This window comes from Aquirhabdus sp., from assembly GCF_046462495.1.
Taxonomy (GTDB): domain Bacteria; phylum Pseudomonadota; class Gammaproteobacteria; order Pseudomonadales; family Moraxellaceae; genus Aquirhabdus.
The window spans coordinates 139,687-163,804 of the sequence record NZ_JBKGVE010000007.1 but is presented as its reverse complement, the minus strand read 5'-3'; the positions used below and the strand labels follow the sequence as shown (position 1 = coordinate 163,804).

Here is a 24,118-nt window from a genome sequence, read left to right as displayed (position 1 = left end):
GAGATGGATGTGGTTTTTCATTTTAAATCTATTTGAATTTTTATTTTTCTACATTCATCATTGCACAAAAGTCATCATATTCATTTTAAGTAATTAAATAAGAAATGATTTTTTTGTCTTCAGCAGTGACTAGGCAAGGCCAACTCCTTACTCTTGCCTCTCGAAATAGATGTGCTAAGATAACCATATCAAGCCGCGTCATGCTGAACCTTCTGCCGGGTTAAACGACGTTCTTTGCATTTTATATCCGATCTCGCCTTTTCTTTGGCGGTCGATGTGTAATCGGCAGACATCGACTTAGCAAAAAGGAAATAGGCATGTCTAAATCTACCATCTTCATTTCTAAGGTTGCATTCCGCAATCTAAAAAAGTCGGCGAAGAGCCACTTAAGTGACGTTTCTTCATCTCACCTGAGCGAAGGAATTGCAGCCGCTCTGGGGTTCAAGACCTATGCAGCACTTCGAGCAAAGTTTGCTGGAAATGCTACTGCAGAGGTTAATAAACCCGATAATACTCAACTGATCGAATGCTTAGTACGATTTGGCTATTCAATACCAGATGATCTGATTATTTTACCTGCCTTTGACGAGTCCTATTCGCCATTTCGTAACTACCCACTTCGCAAGTTTCGTGGTGTACGTTGGAAAGCATGGCGCAACCTCATGGTATCAGCAATCAACGCGGGCTTAGAGCAAAGACTCTTTGGTTTATCGCCAGAAGAGAATTGGTGGCCAAGAGGAGAAAGCGCACATTATCAATATCAATTCTTATTTGATAGCAACATCCCAGCAATAGCCAGTGTTATGGCATCCAGCGGGGGTGCATTAACCTTCCATGTGCTTCTTGCTCCACGTAATAACGAGGTTAATGCTTCTGAATGCTATGGAACAACTTATGGGATGGCTTTTGCGCACGGTTGGCTGGAGCGAACAGTGGGCGCGTGGATCATGGACGGAGGCGAAGGCTTTTCATGCAAACGTGTTATACAGGCACGGGTAGCTCAAGCAGTAATTGAGCCTGCAGGTTTTTCGGACCAAGGAAGCTTCATTTTGTAGTCCATAAACGTACTAAGACATATAGCTCCCTCTTTCACCTTTAAAGGTGAAAGAGGGAGCTAATGCAATCATCGTCTAGGATTATAGTAGCTATTTACCAGAGTAGATTTTTACTTAAACCTGCTGACTTCGGCGATAAAGCTCAGCAACCCATGGTGAGTGATTTTTACTTTGATAGACTAAACACAGTTCTTTTCTAGGGCGGGTCACCCCTACATAGAAGAGACGCCTCGCCTCACGAAGAGAACGATCACTTTTTTGGTCACGCCAATTTGGCAGATCACCATCGTTGATTCCAAACAAAATGACCGCATCAAATTCACGGCCTTTAGAGCTATGGAGCGTGGTCAATGTAACTCGACCACTACCTTCAATTCGGCCAGAAAAAATGTTAAGTGGCATGTCAAGCTCTTTCGATGGATCTGTCCGCTCAATTAACTTCAAACAAACGTCCCATTCAGGATCAGTATTGCGAGTAATTTTTTGCCACGACAAGACCAACTCTTGATAAAATCGTAATAGCCAAGCATTAGTCGTCTCTCCAGCATCAATACTGCTTTGTAAGAAACTTATTAGCTGAAGCGTCAACATCTGCTCTTCTGATTCGCTGAAGTGCCTGCCAAATACAATGCTAAGTGCCTGATTAAGTAACCGCATGAACGGCGGCTCTGCACTTTTCCACCCACCCGTTACCCAGATAGCACATGCCTCGATAAATCGAGCGAATCGAGAACTGCGTTTCACCAAGGCATTGGTGTCATTACGCTGAAATGCAATACTTCTGAGTTCGAGAGCGTTTGCGACCTTATCTCCGAGCCAAGCAGCACGATAGAGAATTGCGATCTCCTCAGGTGGAATGCCTCTATTTATCAAACTTGGCAAGACAGTGTCTGCGATATATTGAGCCTGTAAGTCATGATCGCCGTTGATTGGCCTGAAAGTTAGCTCCCCATCAGGCGCGTCATCAACGCCGCGATAGTCTCGCTCCTCACCAAGTGCGCCTAAAGATGCTCGAATAATCTTCGCACCAGAGCGATAGTTAAAACGCAGTTGAATTGTCCGTACATCTGGTCGTTGAGTGAGACTTTGTAGCAACTCAGGATTTGCTCCTGTAAAACCGTAGATAGATTGATCGGCATCACCTACCGCAAACAATCGAATATTCCCTTCGAAGCAAAGCAACAATACCAAATCATGAAGTGCATGTCCCAAGTCTTGATACTCATCGACAAATAGGATTGGGAAACGGGCACATAAAGCTTCTCGAATCCAAGAATGATCTTTGATCATTCGGAAGGCAATCAGTGGCATATCATCGAAGTCAATCAATCCTCTTCGGTGTAGCTCCTCTTCATACGCTTCTATGAATTCAGCGAGCTCAAGGTTCCGTCCTTTCCACGATGAGAGGCTACGATCAACTTCACTACGACGCTTTTCCTCGGCAAACCCCCACTGTTTATGCGGATCACCTCCATCGTTATAGAGCCTGTTATAGACCGCCTCCACTACATCCTTTCTCTCATCATAAGTTGCGACTCGAAAATCATTAGGAAGAAGCCCAGGAATACATCGAGCATAGGGCATGATTACTTGAGTCAGAGCAAAACTGTGAACAGTCCCAATAAAATTACGGTCACTGCCCATCACACCGAATTTCGCCAAACGTGTTTCAAGCTCTATCGCGCACTCATTATTATAGGTGATACACGCAATTCCTTGGGGATCTATGACTTCGTCCATAAGCACGCGTGCAATTGCAGTTGTTAAGGTTTTGGTCTTTCCACTGCCGGGACCAGCAAGCACTACACAATGTCCACTTTCGTGAACTGCATCAAATTGTTCTTGATTACGCTTGAGATCTTCTAGCGCCTGTAACATTGCAGTACGATTAAACATGAGACACTACATACTGAATAGCGGAGGCTATGTAGGCTGGCGGTTCTAATCCCGAGATTTTTTTCTTGAGTTTGGCACTTAAGCGCCCCTTTCCAATATCTGCAACCATTGCCAATAGTTGTGTACTATTTACTGGATTACCTGCACGCCATGCTTTAATTCTTGCCGTGCGCTTTGGGCCAAATCCTTGTTCATCCAGAATATCAAGTAAAGTGTCAAGTAAATCAGGAGTGTCAGCTATTGCAACCTCAAAAGTTTGATCATTCAAAAAAATGCCTCTACGCGCCCAAGCTTTGCTGAAAGCAAGAAAGTTTGCTGTATCACACCATTTCCGGCCTTTTGTTTTCAAAACGGGGGCAGATTTACATACTGCACATAAGGCGTCCCATATTCCAATTGTCCGTGCTTTTCCAAGTGGAGGCTTGGTTCCATCCAAAGGATCCCAGTCTGTAATAACCGCAAAAGGCAAACCTAAGCTACCAGCAAGTTTCACATATGGAGTAAAATTGACTCCAGCAACATTGCACACTGTAATTCCAATTTCGTCTAAATTATGGCCTAGAGCATCTGCGAATCCCGGCACTAAAGCCTCTTCAGCATCTCCTTCGACAAAAATGACACCTCGTGCGAAAAGTAATTCTGATCGAGTAGCTGTTAGATAACGCTCTATATCATCAAGTTCATCGGGTGAAACAGGTAGTTTTGCAAGAGAGTAGGCTTGTGTCCTGCCTTTTACTGTTCTTAGATTCACGATTGAACGTAGTGGTGCAATCGCCGCAAGGGTAGGCGAATGGCTAGTGACTATTAACGCTTGTTCTGGATCAGAATCTAGAAAGAGTTTGTCGAAAACAGCTCTTTGGAGTTGAGGATGGAGATGGGCCTCGGGTTCCTCAATGCAGAGCAAAGAATAGTTACGCTCATTCTTAGACCTTCGCCATGCAAACTCTGCGAGCTTCAAAGCAATTAGTGCAACGTTCGCAGAGCCTAAACTAGCCTCACTGATACTGCGCTTTCCGCCATCAATGAACATTCCGATTGATCGAAATAAACGTAACGGATCAGTAGGGGCAAAACGCAATCTTGCGTCGATATCTTGAGCACTCCCTGCCAGGTCAAGAATCCCCTCTCGCAGAGAGTCTTCTAATGCTTTTACTGATGGGAAGCCTTCTACTTTTTTAGTTGCGGATTCAAGATCAGCGGCGACCTTTTCTAATTCAGTCCGATCTACTAACGCAATTGCGTCCTCTATTAATGGTCGTAATGGTGAGTTGCGCCAAGATGCAAGTTGACCTTCTGCATCACGTAAAGCATCCAACATGTCTAGTGCAATTCTACGACGTACCCGATTGGATACGTTGCGAGTTTCATCCCCACCACCAAAGATCAAGAACTCGCAATCTTCACCTGTCCGAGGCGCACCAGCAACTTCTACTTTTTTGCGAAAAACATAACTTAGCCTCGCAACCGTAGAATCTTCAGCAGTACGATAGTCAGTCAATAACGCTACTAAAGCTGGGTCGCTACCGAAGTCGGCAAAATCGAGATGGACTTCAATTTGTGGGCTTTGTGACAAATCACAACCATCCCAAAAGTCAGAGAGCTTTAACTGGCGTGCGGAATCTGAAAGAGTTTGGTCAAGCACGAGTCGAATAGCGAAAAGTAAATTACTTTTCCCAACACGGTTCTCCCCCAAAAGAACCATGTTGCCTGCCAGAGGAATATCAACCGCTTCAAAATTTCGGAAATTAAGAATTTTCAAATTTGCAAGATGCATTTTTATTCCTTCGTTATATCCGATTTCTTCTTTATAAATAATGTAAAAATTTGAGCAATAAGTTATTTATCGCCGAGATCAATCTTCATGCTGAAATCGTTTTCGACAGTTTCAATAATCAGATTGTAGGTCTCGATGATTTTTTGCAAAGTAGCTCTACGCCCTGAAGCGTTAAATCGACCGAGTTCGATCACATTGGAAGCCAAAAACTGCTCGAACTCAAGAATATCTACGCGACCATCATAGGTGCCATTTCTCGAATCTTCAAGCAACGCTTCCAATACCAAAGCTCCTTTTGATGAAGTGATCACAACTGGCTTACAGCCGCTGTTCAGATTCTCAATACATTTACCTAACAAAGCTTCACTTGGCATGCCTGTAACATGGAATACCATGTCTTCGTAGTCGAAATCACCGTTACGATTCGATCCAGCATCATTCTGATTAGAATGGTGATGAGTTATATGTCCTTCACCTAATAGCACTTCCAACTTCGCGCCAACCATATGCTGCATCAGGGTTCCCACGAACTTAGTACCCGTCCCTTCTTTCTGTCGGGCTTGTGCTTGCTGTAGCAAATGCCGAATGGCTCTACGCGTTCCCCATAGCGGGTCAACACTTAAAACATACGGTTTTCGTTCAAAATATTCACGAGCTTTTTCAACCCAAAAACGCTCGCACGCTCCAAGATCCACCTCGACGTATGATGCCTGATACTGATTAAGTAGGTCGATATAGTCGAGCATAAGCTGCATACTGCCACGGCTTGTTCTACCACCTTCACTAGCCAATGTTCGCGTTATCTCATATTCTTTAAGAATCTTCTGCGTTGCAGGACCACCCAACCCCTTTACTTGCCCCTGCTTGTTGGTCTTCCAATCGTCGCTGTTCAGTGGCCATACTAAGGTGCCAGCTTTCTGCAAATCAAAGGCCTGTCGATTGATCACAAGTAGAGCAGCAATAGGCCCCTTATTGCCATTGGCTGATTTATCCGTGGCGAAAGCCTCTAAGGTTGCTATAAGCGCAGATATAGGTTGATTCATTATGCAGCTGTCTTCCGAATAGATTCCATGCCGCCCGACCCAGCCAGAATAGGTTCAAAAATAAATTTGGCAAGATGCCGTACTACTGGAACCACCACGCCGTCCCCAGCAACGTGATAAGCATCATTGTAGTTGCTCGGAAGCTTGTAGGTATCGGGCAACCCCATCAAACGAGCAGCTTCACGTGGAGAGAGCAAACGTGAACGAATACTATCACCTTCTACGACTATAATGCTTTGGCGGCTTGAGCCACCTGCTGGTGTTCGTAAACAACCAGCAATATCATCAAATCGAACCTCGGCGCGTTGCGCCTTATCCCCGTTTTCATCTAAGCGAGTGCGCTTGTAAAGCCCTCCAACTGTGCGCTTACCAGTCTTCTGAGCCATATGGATTTTATGAAGATTAGTCGGAGTCATCATAGCCAGCAGACGCTCGGTCTTCTCTGCACCATCCCACTTCACACCTTCCGGATGATCGTCAATCAGATCAGCGAACTTCGTTGTCCTCTCCTGTGGCTGCGGCATATTCCACCACACCCATGATTGCTGAACTTTCTTCGACAATCCTCCATATGCAGCAATCATGCGATCTGGGTGCCACGGATCAATTGGCTTTGAGGATAATAAATCTTTAGGCAACACCACGTCAGGCCGTACACCTACAATAAAAACACGAGGACGCGATTGTGGTACAAAAAGACGAGCATCTATCACCATCGCTCCGAAGCGATAGCCGGCATCTGAAAATACGGTTCCAATCGCTGCAAAATCTTTGCCTTTATTGGAAGTCATTACACCATAGACGTTTTCAAGTACTATAACCTTCGGTGCACGACCTTCGCTTATCAAATCACGCATCAGTCGCCAAAATGGCCAGAATGTCCCCGAACGAGTTTGATCCTTGTCTTTCTCATGACCGATACCCTTATAAACACCAGCCAACGACAGATCTTGGCAAGGGAATGAGGCCCATACTAGATCCGCCTGATCAGAAAGATGTGTACTACTAATTTTATTAATATCTTCTACCAATAGATCCAAGCCATTATCCCAATTGTCACGGTAGACACGGCCTTTCATCGGATTGAAGTCATTGGCAAACAGACAATCCCATTCCGCACCCAACCCAGCACGAGCCATGCCTCCGCCAGCAAAGAACTCATAGAAACGACGACCAACGCGACCAGAATGCACTGGGTTAGTATGAGCAAGCTCAGTCTCTCGTAGAATTTTTTCGTCAATAGCCTGAGCAATCCATGTACTCATGGGAATCTTGCCACCGTCCAAATGGCATAGGTGATCAATAGCTTCGTATTGCGCATTCGTGAGACGAAGACTAGTGCGGCGTTCTGTAGGGGTGCTCATAAAGTATCCTGCAATCGGCGCCAAATTTTGGCTCCCTTATGCAAGTATACCGAAGAAGCGAATCCTGTCAATCGAGATGTGTAAGATTTATCTAACGATCTCGCTTTATGCATCACATACTTGGCACACGAGACGAACCCATGTAGCGTCCAGTCTGGCGACTCTAATCTCCATGTTCGCTTTGTTATATACGAATGTGTTGCTATCCCTTTTGCGAATAGTCGTTTACAGACTCACGCATCCTTTCTAAAAAACTTAGTCGTTGCTCATCGCTCAAGAGAGCAAAGTTTTTAATCAGATCTGCCATCTCATCTGAATCAGCATAGAAGTACGCTAACGGCAAGTTCAATGCTTGCGCAAGCCGTTCTGCCGTGTTGGGCTCTACGGCATGGATTCCGTGTTCATAGCGACTAATCCGGGTATTAGCAGCCGACTCATCCAATCCAATTGCAACTCCCAAAGCTTCTTGCGTGAGCTTCCGAGCAAGTCGTGCCTCCTTTAACCGCCTACTAAAGATCGTTTTTGCATCATTTGTCATTCGAAAATTAATCACGAAATTAAAATACGAATTTCGTATAAAAACTCTTGGCTAGTCATACGAATATCGTATATATTCGAAAAACGTATATTTCCGCCGCTTCGCAGGACTCATCAAAAGAGCTTTAAAGAATCTGAACGCTACTACTGTGTTTTCAGTTGCGCATGGTCGTGTGTTTGAGGTGGGCTGCTTAGAACTTAGGATGAAAGGTGAGATAGACAGTTAATTTAGTTGAGATTTATTTAATTAAAGGTACAGGGAGATGAAAGAGTACAAGATATATGTCAATAGCTCAGGCGTTGTAAAAGCTGTCAAACAAGGATGGTGTTGGCTCGGCTTCTTTTTCAGCGTCTTCTGGGCACTTGAGAACAAGATGTGGCTGTCAGTGCCGCTCAATCCGCCAAACATATAAAAGGGAATTCGTATGCTATTTCAACTAAATAAAGCGTCCATTTGTGGGGTGTTATTATCTATTTGCAGCGTACATGCGCTTGCCGATGATTCAGATTCTCAAGGGACATCAATAGGAAATGCCGTGGGATCGCTCTTAGGAAATCTCATCCATCAAGCCATTACACCATCTAGCACAAATTCAGCATCTTCAACTCAAGCCTTAGCGCAATCAATCCCAGCTCCAGCTAATACTACTGTACCGATGACTGCCGAAGATCAAGGCTATTTCGCAAAAGGTCTATGGCATGACCCGAGTACAGGATTGATCTGGAGTTTATGCCGTGTGGGAGAAAACTGGAATGGCAAGAGCTGCGTAGGGACACCAAAGCAATTTGATTGGCCGCATGCCATGCTTGCCGCAAAAGATGAAAGGCTCGGAGGATACAATGATTGGCGAGTCCCTACATTGCGAGAGTATGGAGGAATCCTAAGTTGTCTTAATGGAATTGATAGCATGAGCTATGGAAATCAATACTACGAATTAGTGAATGACACCCAAAGTTTAATTATTCATAACTGCAACTACGATCAGGATCAAGAAATACCTTCTCATATGCTTCCTGACAACTTCAGTTATGAAACTACCAATGGAGGCGGCTTTAATGAGTGGTCATCTTCTTATACTTTAAATTTAAATGGACTTAAGACCCAATATTTTCCTAAAGCCTATCGCCAAGATAGTGATTCGCCGACATCTCTTTTAAAAATTCGACTGGTTCGGGGCGGGGCTACAGGAAACACTTATCCGCAGGTTTTGCAATTCGCAAATTATGTATTAAAGCTTCCTGAACTGAGAGCCAAAGCAGCCCAAACCCAGCAAGAAAATCTAGCACGTCGCACAGCCCTTTTCCGCCAAAACGTCAGGGAAGGGGATCGAGCCGCTCAAGGATTAGTCATTGAGATCAAAGGCAATCTGGTCAAGCTTCAAACCTATAAAAATGTGTGCACCATGATGAGTCATTCATCTAGCCCCTTTTGTATTTCCTTCCGTACTGAAGTGGCTAATGAAGAATGGATCAATCGCAATCAGTTGACCCTCCCATGATCCCAAATCATTTCAAATCCACATTACCTAGGTGAACGAGATTTTGAACAATCTCATTTATTTCATAGATGCTTATTTTAGGAACTTTATCATGCAATACAAATTCAATGCCGTCACACTCGCAATTCTGGTGATCTCTCTTTCAGCCTGTGGTCATAAAGACGACGCCAGCAACTCAGCCAAAGAGTCAGCCAGTTCATCAGCATCAGCTACGCCTTCAGCTTCCGTGCCACTTGCTACAGATGCCGCTGATCTGACCGTAGATCACAAAGGAAATGTCGTCGCGTCCGCGCCAACCCAGACTACTGTTGCGGCAACGCTAGCACCGATTGAAGCTCTACCATTCGTTGGAACCAGAGAGTACAACTTTGATGGCGGAGCGCAGACTGTTCAACACATCACCATTAAAAGTGATGGGACTGTCATCATCAAAGAAATTCACAGCGATTTTGGTCAGAATTCAAAGTTTGTCACTTCATTCAAAGGCAAATTTACCAATCCGATTCAACTGAAAGATGGCTCTGGGACTGGCCTTTCATTTAAAGATGGCAAGGTATTCAGACTGGTGAACGGACAACCTGATACATCCTGTAGCGATGCTCAGTCTGGAAAAGACAATATTTCATGCTCATCAGAGCTCGACAATGTGAACTAACGCTGTCCTTTGAGCTTTATGAAAAATAATGGAGGCAAATTTGCCTCCATTATTTTTTGTCTTTATTTTTTGATAAATTTGCTTCTCAATCGAAATTTGAGCGCTCCTCACTAATTTCTTCATGTTCGATTCTTCTGTCAAGGTACTCAATTTCTGACTCAATCCAGAGTGTTACTTCAGATTGGAAGCCCATCGTTAACCATTGACGAAAATTTTCGCGTTTACCCCGGAGGTATAGACTTGTCGGACCTTGCCATCCTCCAGAATGGAATCTAGCCGAAACCCCACTTTGAACACCTTTGTATTGACCAAAGCGGCATAATATGTCTCGGGTCAGTTGTCCGCCTTCTTCGTCACTAAGCGTTTTGGGGACATAATGAGCAATAAGTCTTGCTCGTTCTTCAGGATCAATTTCAATCCATTGCAAAATCTCATCAATTGGTAAAAGGGCTAAAATGGGTGTGACCTTTCTATTTTGAAAAACAGACAAGCCACCACCCATCCAATTAAGTAAGTGATAACTTGATTCTGTCAATGGGCTATCGAGGTGTTCTTTGATAATTTGCCAAGCATTTGAGGGATTCGTGAGTACAAGTTCCTTGGCTAGTGGATCAACGTATGAATCGTAGGTTAGACGATACGATTTTTCCATTTTGGTTAGTAATGCACTAAACAATGGCATTGTGTATCCATGATTCCATCGGATAAGCTTTTCGCAGACTTCTTTCCAGCGATAGCCTTCTATTCCATCCTGACTGGTTTCTCCTATGGTTGATTGCGATACACTCTTGAAAACAAAGTCAGAGGTGAATGGTGCATCACTATCGAAAGGAATCGCGGCTAATAGATCGATAATAAGTGATAGTGAATTTTGATCATCTCTTGTATCAAATATTTGGAGTAAGCGATTTATTTGAGCCGAAGGAATTTCTGCGTAAGCTTTACCAAAGCTTAGTCGCCTGAAAGGCCAACCGTCAACCCACTGCTTTTCTAATGCAGATATACAAAGATCAAATAACACGGGATCGTAGCTAGACCCTAGTGTAATACTAGCGCCTAGCCAAGCGGATTCTTTTTCTTCAAGAAGTTCAGTTAGCGTGCGGGTATACAGATCCGGCCTAGTTGTTTTGACCGTACTAAGATAGGCATGTAAGCACCCCTGATGCTTTGTTTCTAACGCTATGTGGATGAGAGTGGGTAGCAGCTTATGATTGGCATCATAACGTCCTAGTTGCTCTGAGAAATACCAGAATGCTTGAGTGTATTTATCAAAGTTCGGCGTAATGAGATGCTGTATTTCAGTGAATTTTTCAGGATGACCTCCTATGCGTTTAGCAAATGCATCTACAAGATGTTTAGCTCGATTTTTAGGTTTATTACTGCCTTCTCTGAAGTGTTCGTCCCATTCGGCATATTCCACATCGATAACATATCTTTGAAAGCGAGTAGCTAAGCTTTTCTGAGTGTTATATCTCTCTAAAGCTTTTAGTCGGTCTGATGTTCCTTTTAAGTGATCCTCATCCATGTACTCTTGCCGGAACCAAAAAAAATGATTCAATTTACTGGCTGACGTATTGCTGTCATTCATAAGAGTTTGAAGTACATCGAATGCCAAATCTGTGCATGGAGGAATATCTATTTGTCTTTCAACAGCATTGAGTAAGGCTTCGCAGACTTGCGGTCTAAGGTGTTCTGGCCAGCTCTGTGTCTCATTGACTAATGTATTGAAGTATAGAAAACAGGCGTTCCATAAGTCGTTATAAGTTTCAGGCATCCATAACTTGGCTCGATCTTTTAAGCCCTGATATTCAGGACCAACTATACGACTGCCAAATCCACGAGCATCAAGTGCTGATTCCATGGCTTTGAGTCCCAGTATCCTTAAAGCATCAGAACTTGAATTGAGAAGTTCAAGCATCGCAGGCAGTCTATTTTCTGGTGTAGATTCTGTAGCCGCCCATTCAGGCCCGATTTTAAATAATGCGAATAGAGTACCTGTGGCATTATTCGAGAATTTAGAGTTCTCGTTAATGGCCAAGCGTACTAGTAACCGAATTGCTCTAACTGTAAAGGGTGTCCAAACCGCGATTTTTTCTAAAGTCCATACGATATTTTGGCGATGTTCTTGAAATGCCAGTAGATCTGCATCTGACCAAGTGCCAATCGTAGCCTCAAGGAGCCTCATTACTCCAGATGGATTGGCTTCAGCCAAGATTGAGAGAAAGCGCGATCCTTTGGCAGAAGTTAGAAAGGAAGAGTCAGCATAAACACCTGCTGGATTGATGATGTCTTCAATAACATGTCGCGCCGTGTCATCGGCATATTTAAACATGTTCATAAACCAGACCTGTAGAGACTCAGGCATTTCTTTGAACGTTGTTGCGAAATCAAAATTACGTCCGTAATTTTTCCAGAATTGTAGCCATAGGTACAAATGCAGGGCTCTGGGGACAAAGAAGAGTGTATGCCTGCCCTGTAAAACCCTACGTGCTCTGAGATCTTGTACAATTTCCTGAAAGCGCGCCCATCCGATTGTGGAGTCTACACTTTCAATCATTTCCGCAATATAGATTGCTTCATCATGCACAGGGAATTCAAAACCGAATCGATTGAAAAGTGCTAAATGTTGTGTGACACAATCAATTTGACGTGTTGATATCCTATCAGCGAGTCCATAGCCATGGACAAATCTTGACCAAAGAGGAACTGTTGATGGTGGTTTGAGAAGATCATCTGGGTTGGCGCGGAGATTTTCAGCGACTGCTTGAGCAACCCGAGGAGACCCATCACAAATAGTAGTCCATCGATCCAGAGCTCGAGACTCACCAATACAATTGACCAAAATCTGTTTTATTGCCTCATCTGTAAGTCGAGGAGCTTGAATACGTTCTATTTCTTCATCTCGTGTTTCATCATGACCATGATCTAGTGAGATGATCCTTAGAAAGCCACAACGTCTTTTTAAATTATTCCAAATCTCCGAGAGCTCATATTCTGGGAGTTCATCAATGACTAGCACAAGTGGTTTGTCATAAGTGGTTTTTAAGAGCCTACGGAAGATTGCTGTTTTAGCAAAGTCTAATCCATGTGCAATATATAAAACGTAGGGCGCAATATTAGGATCTTTTAGTGCTTCTAAGACGAGACGCGTTTTACCGATGCCAGGTTCACCTAAAATTCGGATATGTTTACTTTCGCCGAGGATAACTCCTTCACGGATATGTTGGATCAGTGCTAGCTGCTCTTCTGAAGGAGCAAATGGATTGTTCATGTGGGCATCTTGCTGCCACTCCTCAAGTACCCATGCTTCTTCCACTGGATCAGGGGTGACCATTGATACGATACCAGGATAGCGCTCAATGAACTCCGCGAGTTGGCTGGCTCCAATGACATCTATTAGATCGCTATAGTTCAGATGCCCTTTTGATTCCAGAGTGTTCTTAATATGTTCCTTAGCATCATTCCTTTGTTCAGGTGTTAAGTCATGACCTGAACATACAACGATATAGCGTCCACGTCGTTCAGCAAGGCGAGCGACCTCGGGATATAAGTTATCGGCTGAATTAAGCAACTCTCCTTTAATTGAGCTACTTGTCCATGGCTTAAAAGATGTGCCCGATTTAATTTGGATGCCAGACAATCCCGAAGGAAAGAGGCAGTCTGTAGGAACAACATGCCCTGAATCGGTACAGATTTCTGCGTCAATTCCACCATCAGCAACAGTTAGTCTGTTTGAAATGGTTAAGCAGGATGGCCTGACCTTCGCGTATCTACATTCTGAGCGTAGTACAGCGCGTATTACATGGACTAATTGCTCAGAGGTGAGTTGAGTGACTGAAGTAATAGGGACTGCAAATAAACCACTCATGAGGCGGCTCGAATTATGGGATAGCTGATAAGTGTAGTTCAAAAAACATTAGAAATTAAGTATAACGATGCGCTTGGTTAATCGACTGTGCTCTCTGATGAAAAAGTAATCCGCAAAGATTTTCAAACTTCAGAAAACAATTCATCTGCATCGATACGGGTGATGTCTCATGGATTATCCAATAAGCCTCCGTCAGCAGCGCTCTGAAAAACTGATGTATATTCGCCAAAGGACTTATTACCGTTCACTACATCCTGTAGCGATACCCAGTCTGGAAATGACAACATTCCATGTTCGTCTGAGTTAGATTCAATCAACTGATCTTCAATAAAAGTTGGTAAATCAATTAAGTGAATCAAAAATAGAGAGAGGCTAATGCTTCTCTCTATTTTTTTGCCGTAAACGACTAAAAAGGCTCTGACCACCCTATCACGACTTTATCAATGTTACCTAAAAAACCATCAGGGCATCGGCTGTTCCCGTTTGCTAGTGAAGAAGGTGCGGAGTAGAGATCATCGTCGCAATCGTCTTCCTCAGGCTCAATCTCTGCGGGTTTACTAGAGATCATGTCGTCTTCTGGCGGTTCATCATTCGCAAAATGTGCCAATTGGATCTTATCGTAGTCTGATAAGTCACCGTGCACTAAGACACTTCCATATTCATCACACATGGCGATTATCCTTTCGTAGAGCGGCGATACATCCAGAACCAAATACGCGTGATTGAATAGGCTGAACTCGTAAGTGTTGGTCCTGCTTGGTCGGATCAGTCAAATACGTGGTGGTATTGATGCCATTCTGCACTTCTAGCGGTCGATCCCTGTGGATCATGCCAATACCCAATTTATTACGCTGTCTAAAGTATTCCTTGTGCTTAGGCGTATTACAGTTAAAGTAGCGACCATGACCTGTCACCTGTTCCCATAACTCACCAATGTCTTTCCCTATGGCCCAGTCATATTGCCGCCGATCTCCGCGAAAATAGAACGCTGCATGGATATGAAAGCCTCCCGTATCATTGCCCTGTTCAACCGCCCAAGCATGAGCCACCAAGTGATTAAAAACAGGATGGTATTCTTTCCTCCTAAAGAAGGATGATCGGTGTTCTAACACATCATCGATGGTAATAAACCCATAGAACTCCGGCTTATAACTCAGATCCACCCTGATCAAAAGCACTCTAGCGTAGTGGTCATGAATATGGCTGGCAAAATTACGCAGGCTTCTTTGATTCTCCCGAACCTGATAATGTCTGCGCTTCACCGCCTCATCGAACTGTTTACTACGGGAGTATTCAGCAATTTTTCTGACCAGCCCAATGATGTGATCCATAGTTACTTGATATAAGCCACGGGTCATAAGTCCTTGACCTTCCGGCCATAATCCAATATCACGGCATGCTTGCCAGAAAACGTTCAGATGGGGTGAGTACTGATAATGCGGACTGAACTGTGTAAAGTATCTGTTTAAAGAGTTTTTCAGGCGAATAAAGAACATTCCATCAAAATACGCGCTTTCCGTGAAACCGCTCCTAGACAGAGCAATGGGCTTAAACGTTGCCTTGATGTCATTGACCAGTTTTTCAATTTCTAATGTAATCTGGCCTTGACCAACTAAATAAACAGGCTCAGGTGATCGATCTAACGTATTGTGCATTTCAGGGCTCCTTGGATGTGGTAATACACATACAAGAGGTGATCTGATATTTTTTTACACAAAAAGCAGAAGACTGACCTTACTGAGCACTCACATGCACCATGTTCCACAGGTGCCATCATCGTACTTGAATTACAATCCCTTCGTAAAACAGCCAAAACTAGACGTCATTCAGCATTGCTTTGCATAGGGCGTGACTTAGACCATCTTTAAAAGATTCGGATTTTTTAATCTCAATATTCAACGTAAACCCTTGAGGGGTTTACTGATAGGGTTAAGAGGGTGAACAAAGAGCAGAGGCAATAAATTAATATACCTGCGAATGAGGGAAAGCCTAGAACCGTTTTTCGCTGGGCCAGCCAGACTCTTCAAGTGATTATGACTGTAAACACGATAGAAATAGGGGTGATGCAGGTCTTGTAGGGTTAGCCGAATTCACAACAGAGAGGGCATATTTTTTAACCACCTTTAAATGCATCACTCTAGGAATAGCACAAGCTGTCCTCAGAGGTGTAGGGCAGTGCTATCGCGTGTAAATTTTTACAGCACTCGGAATGATATGCGGAGTAACCCGCGTACAATTTCGAGATCAATGAAAATGACCACGCATCAAGAGATCAAGCCAAAACCATCGGCCCAATCAGTGCAACCTCCCTACAAAATCCTTCGCCTGAAACAAGTGCTAGAATGCACTGGTTTATCCAGATCAACCGTCTACGATTTACTGGACAAGAACTCTCCACGCCACGATCCGAGCTTTCCAAGAAGTATCCATTTGACTCAATCTTCAATCGGTTGGCTCGAAAGCGAGATGCAGACATGGATCGAGTCGAGGATAACCAAGAGTCGGCGTTGAATTGGTGCAATCCTCACGTATCCATGCTGCGTGACCGACTGCCTAGATGTAATTTATACTTTTGGTTTGAAAGAAGCCAAAGCGCTCAAAGGTCTGTCTTTCACCCACAGGCCATTGAGCATTGCCCGTTTTTTCCTTGCTACGAACATCTAGATCAAAATGCCTAGTGCTATCTAATACAGGTTTTATAAAAACGCAGGATGATAGGCTGGGTGCACAGGACGTATGATTTAGACGAAACGCAATCATAAACCTTTTATGTTGATCCTTCATGCTCATGCTTAAATCAAAAGGAACAATGCGATACTGTCCATCTTGCAAAAGATTAGTTGAGATTGAGTAATTATCCGCTGTAACAAGCACCATCGCCTTGCCAATCAAAGCAAGTTCAAACGCGTTCCGATACAACAGCAAACATAAGGCATTTATTTTTTGCTCCTCAATCTGATGTTCAAATGTTGTATTGTCAGGGTCAAAATCATGTTTTAGAAACAGATCCTGCTTGATCTTCTCTAGGATCGTCGGCTGGATTTTATCCTCAAGGTCAATATCCAAGTCTATACCCGCCCAATGCTGGCTAAGCAGCACTGACGCGTAGTGATAAACCTTGAACTCCAGGGTTTTGGCAAAAACTAGCGGTTTTGGGCTTTGCAAGAACATGCCGAGGTCGAAATCTTTAAAAAAAGCGAGCCATCCCCAAGACTCATCAGATTTTATACCAACCAGTATGCGTCTGGCGTTTTCACGGATATTGCCCTGAAAGTTACCGCCAAATATGCGTTTCGCACTAAAAGCCTGTTTGGCATTTTCATAAGACTGCTTTAACTCATTCAATTTATCTAATTCTTCTTTCCTAATTTTAGCCAAAGACTCTTCATCAACTTCGATCTTCCATAGCAAGGCGCTGTCATTCTGTTCGACGATCTGCACCCTCTGCGATTGATTTGGCTTGTTATGATCAACAATCATTTTGCCGCCAAAAGTCGTGTTGTAACGATCAGTCATGGCGCTATTGAAAGACACCAGCGTACATGGCGTATGATCTGCCGATGGATAGAAATCGTAAACATTCAGATAAAAATCACCAGAAAAGTTTTTTAAGATATTCGACTCCATCATCCCCGCAACGCGCACCATCAAATATCCAAGCTTAGATATATTTTCCAATTGTGCCTTTAATCCATCCTTCCCCATCCCAGTCAGCTTTAATAGTCTGGACGTGCCCATATTGCTGATCACGCCCAACTCATCGGCCTGCGCATAGAGCACGGCCAATAGTACACGTGTAGAATAAAGAAGTTCTTTTTGTGGATGATTGTTATCACGCGTTCGCTTGGGTTGTATCAATATAGGCTGGATCCATGACCCCCACAAATAAAGCTCCCAAGCGCTCAAGTTTCTTTGATTTTTAAAATGCTCATGGCTTTCTGAGAAAGCAAACCCCTCAAGTGACTTGCCTGCATGATCCTCAACTAAAGGCTCAATTCGTCTTCTTTCTAGGTAGCCTAGCTCCAACAGTTCATTTCTTGATTTCCTGATTTGAGACACGGTCAGGCCCATACCCTTCACCAGCTTGTTAGCTGAACCCTCGACTGGTTCAAGACCATACATCAACAATACACGGAGCAGTAAGTACTTCTCAGCAACAGTCAGCTTTTCATCTTCTAGGCGTATCACAATATAGCAATACTTAATAATATTTGATTGCATCGCTTGCTCAGTCCTTGTACTGTAGATGAGTGCCTACCTTAGTCGATTAGACTCCTAGAAGCAACGCCAGATGCGAAAAACATACTATGAAAAGCAAGCTTTAAGCTTCGTGATTCACTTGTGAGTATCAAAACACTTGTGATTTTTTCACTTGTGATTTAAGTTAAATAATAATGATTGCTTGTGATTTTTTCACTTGTGTCTTTATAAAAGACATTGTGATCACTTGTGATCAATTGAATTTTGATGTACCTTCTCTTGATCAGGAGATGTCGATCCATTTCATCATGTAGGAGGGGAAGAGTGAGCAGAGATAACTGGTTCGCATGGTTTAAGCCCAGAAGCATTGAGGATCAACTGTGGATTGAACGGTATTTGCTGAAACAAAAAGTGCCATTGGCTGATAGGAGCATGTTTCCTAATAACCAAGCATGGCTAATGCGTTTGGATCAGCAAATTCAGAGTGACATTGATGCGAATGTGGATCGTATCTATTTTTATGAAACTCTAATGAAAAAGACAAAGGCGGCATGGAGTCAGAAAAAGCTACGTACCAAGAATGGCAGAAAAGCTTATAATTTTATTATGAGCAATGAGATTGAAGCGAAGCTGAAGCAGCTCAACCCAAAAGGAACGATTAGCCAATCTCTGGAAGAGCTTATATTAAACACTAGCAACATAGAAAGCGTTATAAAAAAAGAGTATGAAGAAAAATTCAGTCGTTTAAAAAAAGTAACAAATTACGAAGTTGAACAACTGAGGGTAAAAAACCAAAGAGAACAATTAAAGAATAGTGAACTGCTGTTAAAATATAACAAAGTAAAAGAAATAAATACAAATCTTGAATCCACACTAAAGGAAATATTTTACATTCATGCAAAATATCTGGAGATTTTCAAAATAAATGATAATGATCCAGAGACCGAGTTGACTCCTGCTCAAGATAGAAAGGCGCGCACTTATGGCAAAAGCCTGTTCATGGGGCTTATGAAGCTTTTAGAAAAAGAGCCACTATACGAAGACCCCCTAGCTCACCTAAGAAAAATTCTTGTGCTTGCAAATGATAGCGGGCTTTAATGTTCAATCCTCCATGCCCAACATGCGTTTCTGACTTTCCCGTATTTTGGCGGCAATTTTAGATGCAGTGCTGTTGTAGTAGGTGTTGAACAGGATTTTTTAGGTCACGATCCTCAGATGCTTTGGTTAAAATGGATAAGGTTTGTGTGAAATGTGCTCATACTCCACAAACTCCCCCTTGTTTCCTATTGTGAATGCCTGACTGAAGAATTGGTTTATATTAGCGCGAAGCATTATCTCAGTCATTTAATCATTTCATTCTTATGCACAGACCATCGAACTCGGTAGCGAGCTTTCTATACTAGCTGAAAATCCATGCGTTGTAGCCAGCTATTGATTGAATGCCCTTGGTAGCGAAAAACAGAATTTTTACAAAAATTATTTTTCAATATTATCAGTAGTTTAAGGAAATGTGGTATGTTGGTATTTTTGTTGGTACAACCAAAACACAAACTAAAAATAAATTATATAAATCAATGTTTTGAATGATTGGATCGCTTCCCTCTCTCGCCAAAAAATGTAAGACCTATATGATCCGGATATAGTTAAAAAAACCCAGTAACCGAAAGGTGCTGGGTTTTTTGTTGTCCGTTCAAAACGAATGAATGTGAAGCCGCAGTCCCATCCGGCCTCACAGTAAAGTAACTTCCTATAGAAAACATATGAGCCAAATTCTGCTGTCATAAACGAGTTTTCATCGCGTCACATATAATGGTGAAGTACTAGATTCTTTGCGTATACAAGGAATAGACTGCTTGCTTCACAGCAATATCTAGACATTGGTTTATAGTAAACAGATTTATTTTTCTGCGTCAGTTTCTCTTAATCTCGACCAACTCCATATATACAGCCTTTTCATTTCGAGGTCTGCTAAACAAACCATGACGTAATAATATCTACCACCCTCTCCAAATTATTTTCATTAGAGGTATCTAAAATATAAATCTTTGAGCGTACAGGAATGAATGGTATCTTTAAAAGATTATTTTAAAACATATGTTTATTCAAAAAAGATTAGGGGGGGACAATGTTGGCAATTGCACAGTTCTTACAATCATTTTGGATCATTCCCGGTTTCGTTATTTTGCTCATCATTGGTTTGACTTATCGATTCTGGTCAAGGTACCGAAACACAGCAAAACGATTGAGTGGTCAATTGACGCAATCTATCGAAGTGTTGAACACAATCAAAGAAACGTGTGATAACAGTCAGGCGAAGTTGAAGTTAAGACATCTCTTTGCATCAACGGAGTTCAACCATGTATGGGGTATGTATGAAAGTACTTTGCATGATGAAGTTGAAACGATTGAGGGTGAGGAACGGGTTGTAAGATCACGTGCAACAACAAGTAGTGCAAACCTTTTTAGCCAGACATTGCTTATCGATACCCCTTTGCATATCGAGTTCTTTAAGCATTTGCCCGGTTTGATGACGGGTATAGGTATTATCGGCACTTTCTTTGGTTTATTGATTGGTTTGTTTCAGTTTGATCCGGATGGTGACCCGAGTCATATTCAAAGTAGCTTAAAGATTCTATTGCACGCAGTTGGTGAGGCTTTTGTTGCATCCGGCTTTGCTATTTTTATGGCTATGGTCGTCACCACAATCGAAAAACGTTGGTTAAGAACTTGTTATTCGCAACTTGAGAATTTATGTGCGGAAATAGATGGTTTGTTTGAGGCGGACGAAGTGGGTGAGAAAAGACTTGCTCAGTTGGTGAAATACGCTGGTGATAGCGTGGATCAAGCCAAGATACTGAAAGATAGCTTGGTTGATGAGCTCAAAGTTATGATGACCAATTTGGTTGAGGCTAACCAGCAAAGTCAAATGGCTTTTGCATCACAGTTGTCTCAGTCCTATGAAAAATCAGGTGATGATATTGCATCCAAGATTAGTAACTCGATTAAAGACGCTTTCCATGAACCATTAAGCAAAATTGCCAATAGCGTGCAGCAAGTGAGTGGAGATCAGAGCTCTTCTGTTCAAAATTTGATTACCGATGTTCTGACCATGTTCATGCAAAAGCTTGAGACTACATTTGGTAATCAAATGAAAGGTCTTGGTGACATGATGGCTCAGTCTGTGTCTGCGATGCGTGATATGCAGCTTGGTTTTACTAAGTTGATTGATGATATGCAACATACCAGTGAGGCATCATCAAATGCTTTAGAAGGAAAAATGGTCGAGATTCTAGACGCTATTAAAGCCAAGCAAGAAGAAATGGCCAGCTCCATCAGCTCTATGGTAGAGGAGATGAAAAAAAGTTCGCAAGAAGTTAGTCAAACCAGTGTGAATGCATCACAACTGATTAATGAAGGTGTTGCCCGTACGTTGAGTGACATTACGGGTCATATGAAAACGGAAATTCTGGATAACTTATCGTCTCAAATGTCTCAAGTATTGGAAGCCAGTGCTCTGGCAAGTCAAAGCTTTAAAGAAAACATTAATAAATTATCTGATGTGTCCACAAGTAGCATCAAAGGCATGAATGATGGTGCTGAGAAAATGACTACTGCTGCTGATAGGTTTACAAATGCTGGTATGTCCTTGAGCAATTCCTTTACTCAAATGGAAGGTATTTCTGGTGCGCTAACAATGGCTGGAACACAGCTCAATACATTGTTATCTGATTATCAACAGTCCCGTAAGAGTGTCGATACCGCAATACAAGCCCTAGAAGCTGTTGTTGCTAATGCAAAACAGGAAGCTGGCATGAGTAGTCAAATGCTAAATGACATGAAGCAGATGACTAATGCCCTAGAAGGTGTCCGAAACGATATGGATGGCTATTTAAGCAAAGTAAATGATGTACTTAGCAATAGTTTTAAAGGCTTCACAGATGGAGTGGGTACTAGTCTGAACAATACATTAGAGGCTTATGAAACAGCTCTCAGCAGGGCGACAACCAGCATTGCTGGCGTAACGGATGGCTTTAGAAACCTAGTTGATGATATGGAAGGTCTGGTTTCCAAACGCTCTTGATAAGGTGTTAAATCATGTTGAATAACCGGTATCAAAGAATACCTCATCAAAAAGATGAAGGAGAAAAGCCTTTCTGGATTTCCTTTGCTGATTTAATGACAGCACTCATGACTCTATTCCTTGTTGTTATGGCGGTCTCATTGATGGTTGTGACTAAGCGTATTAATGAAGCAACCAATGCTGAAAACTCGAGGAAGAAAGATATCCTGCAAATATGTGAGGATATAAAACATAACTCAGCATTAAAGAATCAAGTGATTGAAGTTGATTGTAAGGATAACCGTATTAGCTTCGGTGAAGCTGGGCGTTTTGGTCATAATGACTATAGGTTAAGTCCGGCAGGAAATCAGGCTTTGAATACGCTGGTACCAATTGTGTTGAGTGCGGCTAATAGCAAAGAAGGCCAGAAATGGTTTAAGCAAATTGTGATCGAGGGCTTTACGGATACTGATGGTTCATATTTGTATAACTTGGACTTGAGCTTAAGACGCTCAGAATGGGTGATGTGTGTTTTATTGGATCCGTTGTTTTCTAGTTCAAAGTTGACTGAGGATCAAAAGAATCAGGTTAAGCAGTTATTCTTGGCTGGTGGTGTGGCTTTTAATGGTGCCAAAGATAGTAAGGATGCATCAAGACGTGTTGAGTTGAAGTTACAGTTCTATGGCTTAAAAGAAAAAGAGAATATGAGTCAGCAACCTCATTTTGTGTCGGCTCCATTAGAGTCATGCCAATTGACGAGGTAGTGCAATGAGTATTTTATCTTTAGATCGGGCCTTAAAAGATCAATTACTCCTTGTAATCGAGAGTAATCCTATTGTTTTACATCAGCCAAACAAATTGAATAGAAGTGTTGATCAATTGCTTAGAAAATACGATATAAGCGGAGATGGACGACCTAATCAAGATTTACTTCTTGAAGCAATACAAAAAATAGGACGACTACCGCTTATCGACTTATCCTTAAAAGATTGGCGAAATATTGCTTGGGGACTAAGTGTTCAGTTTCCTCAGAGAAAAAAACTCATTCTTCATACGGATGGAGGCACAGTTCTTAAATATATTGATGAAAATAAAAAGGATCTGATAGCTACAGGCTCTATATATTTTCCCTTGCTGTATAGCTATTTTGCACTGACAAAACTTGAGGTTGAGGAAGCTGCAGAAAATTGGTTGGTATTAAGAGGTATTCTGACTTCTACCAAAGATAATGTGATGCAGAGAGCGAGGCGTCCAAGAGATTGGATAGGGACTTTAAGTAAATATCCAGAGTTGCTAAGGGAAAAACCAACACTGCAGCTTGCAAAGGAAAGTGTTTCTTCAGGAAACGATAGCCTTGTTAAAGAGCTTACAAATCAGTTGAGGGTTCCTAGTAATGGTTGGTTTTGGGATCAATTCATTCGTGAGATTGTCTCAGTTATTTGTGATATGTCTGATCCAGAGTTTAAACAAAGGATTGATAGCTTAGTTGGTCTTATGATTGAACATCCATCTCATAAAACTGAAATCCTCGCAAAAACGATGAATCGTTACGCTACATCAAAATATCGGGGTGAGGTTCATGAGACACTTCAGAAAATTTCATTAGATTTCTGGAAGGCTCCGCAGTTTTCTGAGAATAGGGGGTGGCAGAATGTTGAATCTAAGACCAAGGAAATGGTCATGGAGTGGTTTGTTCGGGCCGATTTAGAGGCATTCTTTATGACATTCACAGACAATGCAGATAAACGGCGATTCAACTACTGGATGAGATTCATTAAGCAGATCTCTTACTCTCAGCTTTTTTTTGGGCGCGATTCAATCCGAACTACTCATCCAGCTAGGAAGAAATTTCTAGATGAAAATAGTGAGCGTTATGCTCAAATTCGTGGAGGTCAATCAACATTAAATGCTTTCATGATCAAGATAGGTTCTATTTATATTGTTGAATTTTCAGAAACAGGGAATGCTTGTTATTTTTATAGTGGAATGCCTGCACGTGTTGGTAGAGTTACAGAGCGGGGTGATTTAAGTAATAAGGCTTCAGGGTACTTTAAGGAAGCCTTGAGTCATAGTGGTTCGTGGGAGGGAAAATTCGATAATTATCTTAAAAAACCCTTAGGCATTTCACCTGACCAAACAAACAGAACATATTAAAAGGATTTTAAAA

17 protein-coding genes are annotated in these 24,118 nt (G+C 42.3%); 8 read left to right on the top strand and 9 right to left on the bottom strand.

Annotation, left to right across the window (positions count from 1 at the left end; genetic code table 11):
• The first annotated feature begins 317 nt into the window (after positions 1-317).
• The gene (locus ACLHG7_RS08805; protein ID WP_410210670.1) at positions 318-1,055 is read left to right on the top strand and encodes a hypothetical protein; all 738 of its coding nucleotides are present in this window, start codon (positions 318-320) and stop codon (positions 1,053-1,055) included.
• Between the two features lie 114 nt (positions 1,056-1,169).
• On the opposite strand, the gene ACLHG7_RS08800 is transcribed toward ACLHG7_RS08805, so the two are convergent.
• The 5 genes from ACLHG7_RS08800 to ACLHG7_RS08780 form a co-directional block, all read right to left on the bottom strand.
• Positions 1,170-2,933, bottom strand: coding sequence for an ATP-dependent helicase (locus tag ACLHG7_RS08800; RefSeq protein ID WP_410210669.1), 1,764 nt, complete (start codon positions 2,931-2,933; stop codon positions 1,170-1,172).
• Positions 2,934-2,943: 10 nt separating this feature from the next.
• Positions 2,944-4,725, bottom strand: coding sequence for an ATP-dependent nuclease (locus ACLHG7_RS08795; protein ID WP_410210668.1), 1,782 nt, complete (start codon positions 4,723-4,725; stop codon positions 2,944-2,946).
• 62 nt (positions 4,726-4,787) lie between these two features.
• The gene (locus ACLHG7_RS08790; RefSeq protein ID WP_410210667.1) at positions 4,788-5,768 is read right to left on the bottom strand and encodes a DUF4928 family protein; all 981 of its coding nucleotides are present in this window, start codon (positions 5,766-5,768) and stop codon (positions 4,788-4,790) included.
• Positions 5,768-7,132 (bottom strand): DNA cytosine methyltransferase, encoded by a 1,365-nt coding sequence (locus ACLHG7_RS08785; RefSeq protein ID WP_410210666.1) that lies wholly within the window; start codon positions 7,130-7,132, stop codon positions 5,768-5,770. Before ACLHG7_RS08785 ends, ACLHG7_RS08790 begins: the two co-directional genes overlap by 1 nt.
• A gap of 202 nt (positions 7,133-7,334) precedes the next feature.
• A complete protein-coding gene (locus ACLHG7_RS08780) occupies positions 7,335-7,670 on the bottom strand; it encodes a helix-turn-helix domain-containing protein (RefSeq protein WP_410210665.1) in 336 nt (111 codons plus the stop codon).
• Between the two features lie 424 nt (positions 7,671-8,094).
• Here ACLHG7_RS08780 and ACLHG7_RS08775 point away from each other — a divergent pair, with 424 nt between their 5' ends.
• Both ACLHG7_RS08775 and ACLHG7_RS08770 read left to right on the top strand, forming a co-directional pair.
• The gene (locus ACLHG7_RS08775) at positions 8,095-9,168 is read left to right on the top strand and encodes a hypothetical protein (protein WP_410210664.1); all 1,074 of its coding nucleotides are present in this window, start codon (positions 8,095-8,097) and stop codon (positions 9,166-9,168) included.
• 91 nt (positions 9,169-9,259) lie between these two features.
• Positions 9,260-9,823, top strand: coding sequence for a hypothetical protein (locus tag ACLHG7_RS08770; RefSeq protein ID WP_410210663.1), 564 nt, complete (start codon positions 9,260-9,262; stop codon positions 9,821-9,823).
• Positions 9,824-9,908: 85 nt separating this feature from the next.
• On the opposite strand, the gene ACLHG7_RS08765 is transcribed toward ACLHG7_RS08770, so the two are convergent.
• From ACLHG7_RS08765 to ACLHG7_RS08755, 3 genes are all read right to left on the bottom strand, one after another.
• Entirely contained in the window at positions 9,909-13,691 is a 3,783-nt protein-coding gene (locus ACLHG7_RS08765) for an ATP-binding protein (RefSeq protein ID WP_410210662.1), read from the bottom strand.
• Positions 13,692-14,097: 406 nt separating this feature from the next.
• Entirely contained in the window at positions 14,098-14,334 is a 237-nt protein-coding gene (locus tag ACLHG7_RS08760) for a hypothetical protein (RefSeq protein ID WP_410210661.1), read from the bottom strand.
• Positions 14,335-14,353: 19 nt separating this feature from the next.
• Positions 14,354-15,346: a hypothetical protein gene (locus ACLHG7_RS08755; protein WP_410210660.1), complete on the bottom strand. Its 993-nt coding sequence runs from the start codon at positions 15,344-15,346 to the stop codon at positions 14,354-14,356.
• 472 nt (positions 15,347-15,818) lie between these two features.
• Here ACLHG7_RS08755 and ACLHG7_RS08750 point away from each other — a divergent pair, with 472 nt between their 5' ends.
• Positions 15,819-16,202: a helix-turn-helix transcriptional regulator gene (locus ACLHG7_RS08750; RefSeq protein WP_410210659.1), complete on the top strand. Its 384-nt coding sequence runs from the start codon at positions 15,819-15,821 to the stop codon at positions 16,200-16,202.
• A 42-nt stretch (positions 16,203-16,244) separates the two neighbouring features.
• Here ACLHG7_RS08750 and ACLHG7_RS08745 read toward each other — a convergent pair whose 3' ends face one another.
• Positions 16,245-17,912 (bottom strand): hypothetical protein, encoded by a 1,668-nt coding sequence (locus ACLHG7_RS08745; protein WP_410210658.1) that lies wholly within the window; start codon positions 17,910-17,912, stop codon positions 16,245-16,247.
• A gap of 303 nt (positions 17,913-18,215) precedes the next feature.
• Between ACLHG7_RS08745 and ACLHG7_RS08740 the strand changes: the two genes are divergently transcribed.
• The 4 genes from ACLHG7_RS08740 to ACLHG7_RS08725 all read left to right on the top strand — a co-directional run bounded on the left by ACLHG7_RS08740 (position 18,216) and on the right by ACLHG7_RS08725 (position 24,105).
• Entirely contained in the window at positions 18,216-18,989 is a 774-nt protein-coding gene (locus ACLHG7_RS08740) for a hypothetical protein (protein ID WP_410210657.1), read from the top strand.
• Positions 18,990-20,016: 1,027 nt separating this feature from the next.
• On the top strand, positions 20,017-21,972 hold the full coding sequence (gene zorA / locus ACLHG7_RS08735; RefSeq protein WP_410210656.1) for an anti-phage ZorAB system protein ZorA: 1,956 nt from the start codon (positions 20,017-20,019) through the stop codon (positions 21,970-21,972).
• A 14-nt stretch (positions 21,973-21,986) separates the two neighbouring features.
• Complete coding sequence (gene zorB1 / locus ACLHG7_RS08730; protein WP_410210655.1) at positions 21,987-22,715, top strand: type I Zorya anti-phage system protein ZorB1; 729 nt, start codon at positions 21,987-21,989, stop codon at positions 22,713-22,715.
• A 4-nt stretch (positions 22,716-22,719) separates the two neighbouring features.
• Positions 22,720-24,105, top strand: a complete 1,386-nt coding sequence (locus ACLHG7_RS08725; protein ID WP_410210654.1) for an EH signature domain-containing protein — start codon at positions 22,720-22,722, stop codon at positions 24,103-24,105.
• The last annotated feature ends 13 nt before the right edge of the window (positions 24,106-24,118 follow it).

Coding starts and splice junctions, on each gene's coding strand:
- ACLHG7_RS08750 (WP_410210659.1), top strand. CDS start 15,819: ATGCATCACTCTAGGAATAGCACAAGCTGTCCTCAGAGGTGTAGGGCA.
- ACLHG7_RS08765 (WP_410210662.1), bottom strand. CDS start 13,691: ATGAGTGGTTTATTTGCAGTCCCTATTACTTCAGTCACTCAACTCACC.
- ACLHG7_RS08790 (WP_410210667.1), bottom strand. CDS start 5,768: ATGAATCAACCTATATCTGCGCTTATAGCAACCTTAGAGGCTTTCGCC.
- zorA (WP_410210656.1), top strand. CDS start 20,017: ATGTTGGCAATTGCACAGTTCTTACAATCATTTTGGATCATTCCCGGT.
- zorB1 (WP_410210655.1), top strand. CDS start 21,987: ATGTTGAATAACCGGTATCAAAGAATACCTCATCAAAAAGATGAAGGA.
- ACLHG7_RS08775 (WP_410210664.1), top strand. CDS start 8,095: ATGCTATTTCAACTAAATAAAGCGTCCATTTGTGGGGTGTTATTATCT.
- ACLHG7_RS08795 (WP_410210668.1), bottom strand. CDS start 4,725: ATGCATCTTGCAAATTTGAAAATTCTTAATTTCCGAAATTTTGAAGCG.
- ACLHG7_RS08755 (WP_410210660.1), bottom strand. CDS start 15,346: ATGCACAATACGTTAGATCGATCACCTGAGCCTGTTTATTTAGTTGGT.
- ACLHG7_RS08780 (WP_410210665.1), bottom strand. CDS start 7,670: ATGACAAATGATGCAAAAACGATCTTTAGTAGGCGGTTAAAGGAGGCA.
- ACLHG7_RS08785 (WP_410210666.1), bottom strand. CDS start 7,132: ATGAGCACCCCTACAGAACGCCGCACTAGTCTTCGTCTCACGAATGCG.
- ACLHG7_RS08745 (WP_410210658.1), bottom strand. CDS start 17,912: ATGCAATCAAATATTATTAAGTATTGCTATATTGTGATACGCCTAGAA.
- ACLHG7_RS08770 (WP_410210663.1), top strand. CDS start 9,260: ATGCAATACAAATTCAATGCCGTCACACTCGCAATTCTGGTGATCTCT.
- ACLHG7_RS08800 (WP_410210669.1), bottom strand. CDS start 2,933: ATGTTACAGGCGCTAGAAGATCTCAAGCGTAATCAAGAACAATTTGAT.
- ACLHG7_RS08805 (WP_410210670.1), top strand. CDS start 318: ATGTCTAAATCTACCATCTTCATTTCTAAGGTTGCATTCCGCAATCTA.
- ACLHG7_RS08725 (WP_410210654.1), top strand. CDS start 22,720: ATGAGTATTTTATCTTTAGATCGGGCCTTAAAAGATCAATTACTCCTT.